This is a genomic window from Streptomyces anatolicus, assembly GCF_019400875.1.
In the GTDB taxonomy this organism is placed as follows: Bacteria; Actinomycetota; Actinomycetes; order Streptomycetales; family Streptomycetaceae; genus Streptomyces; species Streptomyces anatolicus.
This window is the reverse complement of the sequence record NZ_WMBF01000470.1, coordinates 1-4,910: the sequence shown is the minus strand read 5'-3', so window position 1 is coordinate 4,910 and position 4,910 is coordinate 1. Positions and strand designations below refer to the sequence as shown.

Here is a 4,910-nt window from a genome sequence, read left to right as displayed (position 1 = left end):
GGGCCACCGCCCGTCCTCGTCACAGGGGCCTCCACGCCCCTTCTGGGCCCTCCTGGGCCGCCACCACCCCCTAGGCGGGCACACCGCCTCAGGCGCGGGCCCGCATCACCTTGGCCACCGCAGAGATCCGCGTATAGACGCCAGGGCTCCCAGGACGCCCACAGCCGCTCCCCCAGGACACCAGACCGATGAGGCGCCCCTGCGCGACCAGCGGGCCGCCACTGTCCCCCTGACAGGCGTCCCGCCGCCCCTCCATCTCGCCGGCGCACAGCATGGTCTCCGCCTGGTACGTGCCGTCGGCGTTGCCCGGGTACGCCTCCTCGCACACGGCGTCGGACAGCACCCGAACCCGTGCCGCATGGAGCGTACGGGCGTAGTCGCCCGCTCCCGTGGTGTCCCCCCAGCCGTAGACGGCCGCCTCCGTCCCCGCCTTGTACGCGGGGTCGCCCTCCCCCGCCATGGGCAGCACGTACCCCTCAGGGAGCGCCTCGGCGAGGGTGAGCGCCGCGACGTCGCCGGAGTTGCTGTAGGCGTCGTACTCCGGGTTGATCCTGACCTCACGCACGGGGATCTCTCTGCCTTCGGAGGTGCCCAGATCCCCGCGTCCGGCGATGACCGTCAGGTCCTTGACCCGGTTCATCGGCAAGCCGAGTACGTCGTCGCTCATGCAGTGGGCCGCCGTCAGGACCGTCGTACGCCCGGTCACCACGCCGCCGCAGAACTGTCCCGAGCGGGTACCCCCGAACCGGTCACGACTGGAGAGCGCCACCACCCACGGACTGTCGGACACCTGCACCGGGCTGCCCCCGACGATCACACTGTCGGCCGCCGCGGGCACCGGGGAAGCCAGCGGCAGGACGGTGGCAGCGGCCGCCGTGGCCAGTACCCCCGTCCACGGTCGGGCGAAGGGACGACGCATGCGATCTCCTCACTCTGGGCTGCGATGGCCTCCCCAGAGTGATTCAGTGCCGCATACCGCGCACCCGCGCGCGGAAGGCCCGAAGCCTCATGCCGAGGACTTCGGGCCTTCCGGGAACGCTCTGCCGACTGTCGGGAGCCGGCCGTCGTGGCCTAGTCGAGGTAGTCGCGCAGGACCTGCGAGCGCGACGGGTGACGCAGCTTCGACATCGTCTTCGACTCGATCTGGCGGATGCGCTCACGCGTCACTCCGTAGACCTTGCCGATCTCGTCGAGGGTCTTGGGCTGGCCGTCCGTGAGACCGAAGCGCATGGAGACCACGCCCGCCTCACGCTCGGACAGGGTGTCCAGGACCGAGTGCAGCTGCTCCTGGAGCAGCGTGAAGCTGACCGCGTCGGCCGGCACGACCGCTTCGGAGTCCTCGATGAGGTCACCGAACTCGCTGTCGCCGTCCTCACCCAGAGGGGTGTGCAGGGAGATCGGCTCGCGGCCGTACTTCTGGACCTCGATGACCTTCTCCGGGGTCATGTCGAGTTCCTTGGCCAGCTCCTCCGGAGTGGGCTCGCGGCCCAGGTCCTGGAGCATCTGGCGCTGGACACGGGCCAGCTTGTTGATGACCTCGACCATGTGCACCGGGATGCGGATGGTGCGGGCCTGGTCGGCCATGGCGCGGGTGATCGCCTGACGGATCCACCAGGTGGCGTACGTGGAGAACTTGTAGCCCTTGGTGTAGTCGAACTTCTCGACCGCGCGGATCAGACCGAGGTTGCCCTCCTGGATGAGGTCCAGGAAGAGCATGCCGCGGCCGGTGTAGCGCTTGGCCAGGGAGACCACCAGGCGGAGGTTGGCCTCCAGGAGGTGGTTCTTCGCGCGGCGGCCGTCCTCGGCGATGATCTCCAGCTCGCGCTTGAGCTTCGGAGCGACCTTGTCGGCGTTGGCGAGCTTGTCCTCGGCGAACAGGCCGGCCTCGATGCGCTTGGCGAGCTCGACCTCCTGCTCGGCGTTGAGGAGGGGGACCTTGCCGATCTGCTTCAGGTAGTCCTTGACGGGGTCGGCGGTGGCGCCTGCCGCGGCGACCTGCTGGGCCGGCGCGTCGTCCTCGTCCTCGTCGGAGAGCACGAAGCCCTGGGCGCCCTCCTCTGCGGGCTCGCCCTCGCCGGGCTTGCCGGCGGCGGGTGCCTCCTCGGTGGCCTCGTCATCCAGGAGCTCGTCGGCGTCCTTCTTGGAGGTGGACTTCTTGGCCGTCGCCTTCTTGGCGACGGTCTTCTTGGCGACGGCCTTCTTGGCCGTCGTCTTCTTGGCGGCGACCTTCTTCGCGGGCGCGTCCTCGGCGGCACCATCCGCGGTCGGCGCCTCAGTGGCGGCGGTGGCGGTGGGCTTCGCCGTGGCGGCCTTGGCCGCGACCGTCCTGGTCGCGGTGCGCTTGGCCGGGCTCTTCGCTGCGACGCTCTTGCGGGGGCGCTTGGGCTCCGCGGCACTGACCATCAGCGTCACACCCTCTTCCTCGAGGATCTGGTTGAGGCTGCGCAGAACGTTCTTCCACTGAGTGGCCGGAATCTGGTCAGCTTCGAAGGCACGACGCACGTCATCGCCGGCGATCTGCCCATCAGCCTTTCCCCGCTCGATGAGCGCCATGACAGAGACGGATTCGGCGATCTCCGGCGGGAGCGTACGGGATGTGCTGGCCGACACGAACAACCTCTCGGAACGTTGGAAAACGGCTTCCGGCCCCGTCCATTGTGGACCGGAGCCGACGACCGGCGGCTAGGGATTCGGGCCGACGGCGCGGGCGGGGGCCGGGGAGCTACACAGCGTCGCGAACGACGGCTGTATTCCCTCCTCGGCTATCACCTCTTAGGTCATCGCGCTGTTCCTTGGAGCGTTACGCCCAATCTACGTGGCCCGAGTCACACCTCGTAAGCGTCCAAAAGCAACCAGATACGGCCAGAAGCCACCTATACGCATGCACGAATGATCCCCCGATGGCCCGCGACGCAACCCTCACCATCGCGTCGCCGGACCCCACCGGGCTCCTGAGGAGCCCGCGGAGATCCGGCGACGCCTGGTGCGGCAGCGGGGGCCGTCGCCGACGGGGGAGGCGACGGGAAGCCTGCCGTGGGGCACGCACACAGCGGGCGGGTGCGCGCGGTCAGTGCTCGCGAGGGGCGGGCACGACCCGCTCCACCTCCGGGTGGACGGTGAGCAGCTGCCGCATGGCGGCCTCGGCGCCGGCCCCGTCGCCCGCCGCGAGGGCGTCGACCACGCGGGAGTGGTGCACGAGCGAGGCCTCGCTGGGGCGGTCACAACCGGTGACCGGGCCTCCGGAGACCTGCAAGGCGGCGGAGACGATGCCGGAGAGGTGCTCCAGCATGCGGTTGCCCGCGACCTGGATGAGCAGCGAGTGGAACTCCGCGTCGGCGCGCGAGAAGGTGATCGAGTCACCCTGGCTCAGCGCGTGCCCCATGATCTCGACCATGTCGGCGAGGCGCTGCTGCACTTCTTCCCGGCCGTGCCCGGCGGCGAGGCGGGCGGCGAGCGGCTCGATCATCCAGCGCAGCTCGCCGAGCTCGCGACGCTGGTCGTCACGCTGTGGCCCATAGGCCCGCCACTCGATGATGTCCGGGTCGAGCAGGTTCCAGTCGCTGACGGGACGCACGCGCGTGCCGACGTTGGGCCTGGCGCTGACCAGACCCTTGGCTTCCAGCACGCGCAGCGACTCGCGGACGACGGTGCGGGAGACCTCGAAGCGCTGGCCGATCTCCTCGGGGACGAGCGGGCGGTCGGCGCCCAGGTCGCCGGAGACGATCATCTGACCGAGCTGCTGGACGAGTTGGCCGTGCAGCCCGCGGCCGCGGCTTCCGGACGCGCGCCGGCTCACACGCCCCAGGTCGTGCTCGGCGCCGTCCCACACGGGGGCGACGACCCGGTCGCCGGCGCCCGAGGGCTCGGCGAAGGGGTATCGGTCGAGGTCGCCCGGGCCGGCGAGACCGGAGTCGGCGGAGCGGGCGGTGGTCATCATGGTCTGCGCAAGGGTACTCACGGATCAGTTGTCGGCGTGGCCCCCAACTCCCTTGAGGTCTTTGGTGAAAAGCACACGAAAGGGTGATCGCTTACCCCGCCGCAATTGACGCCTTATCGGAAAGAAATGAGCGTCGTCCGGGGAGTTGCGCACAGCCCCGGAACGGAAGGCGGCGGACGGTCGTCATCGGACTCTGCCACGCACCGTCGTGAGCACATATGCGCAGAGCAGAGCGGTCAGTGACAACATCAATGCACCACCCACGGGTTGGGCGATCATGCGCACTCCACCCGCCACATACCGCTCGGCTCCGAACGGCCACTGCATCAGCGCGAGGTCCCGCAGCCGCCCCGGAAGCCCGGCCGCCGATCGCACAGCCGGTCCCTCGACGGCCTTTTGTACGAGAGGTACGACGACGATCGGCACCGCCACGACCGCGGCCAGCCCCGCGGTGGTGGTCCGGAAGACACCGGCGGCCAGCACCCCCGCCCAGGCACACGCCACCACCAGCGCAGCCCAACTCACGCTCAGCGAAAGCCAGTCACCGGGAACTTTGATGAGCTCGTCGCCGTATACAAGGTGAAGCAGCGTGGCGTCGGCCCCCACCGTGAGCAGGCCCAGCAGCAGCGCCGTGGCGGCGGCGACGAGCAGTTTGGCGACGAGGAGCCCCAAGCGGCGCGGGACGGTTCCCCGGTCCGCTGCGAGGGCGGGGTGCCGGAATTCGTCCCCGAAGGCGAGGGCCCCGAGCAGCCCCGCGCCAAGGGCCGCGGGTGGCAGGGGAAGTTCCAGCGGCCAGGCGGCGAGCAGGCGCGGCTGCGGCGTGTGCCCGCTTCTGGCAAGGAAGACGCAGATCAAGGCGGAGGCAGCGAGCACGGCGGCCAAGGTGAGATAGCCGGTCGCCACACCCGTCAGCCGCCGCAGCTCGTACCGCAGGGGGCGGAGGGGGCTGCGACCGGGGCGCACGGTGATGGGC

General features: G+C 70.1%; 3 protein-coding genes and 1 pseudogene. All 4 read right to left on the bottom strand.

The genetic code is table 11. The features are described from left to right. Positions 1 to 88 precede the first annotated feature (88 nt). Positions 89 to 919: a S1 family peptidase gene (locus GKQ77_RS27625; protein ID WP_219691649.1), complete on the bottom strand. Its 831-nt coding sequence runs from the start codon at positions 917 to 919 to the stop codon at positions 89 to 91. A 152-nt stretch (positions 920 to 1,071) separates the two neighbouring features. After that, positions 1,072 to 2,616: an RNA polymerase sigma factor gene (locus tag GKQ77_RS27620; protein WP_258022062.1), complete on the bottom strand. Its 1,545-nt coding sequence runs from the start codon at positions 2,614 to 2,616 to the stop codon at positions 1,072 to 1,074. A 451-nt stretch (positions 2,617 to 3,067) separates the two neighbouring features. Then, positions 3,068 to 3,958 carry a FadR/GntR family transcriptional regulator gene (locus GKQ77_RS27610; RefSeq protein ID WP_219691647.1) on the bottom strand — a complete coding sequence of 297 codons (891 nt, stop codon included), beginning with the start codon at positions 3,956 to 3,958 and terminating at the stop codon, positions 3,068 to 3,070. A 162-nt stretch (positions 3,959 to 4,120) separates the two neighbouring features. After that, a pseudogene (locus tag GKQ77_RS27605) lies at positions 4,121 to 4,910 on the bottom strand (ABC transporter ATP-binding protein); the annotation flags it as partial.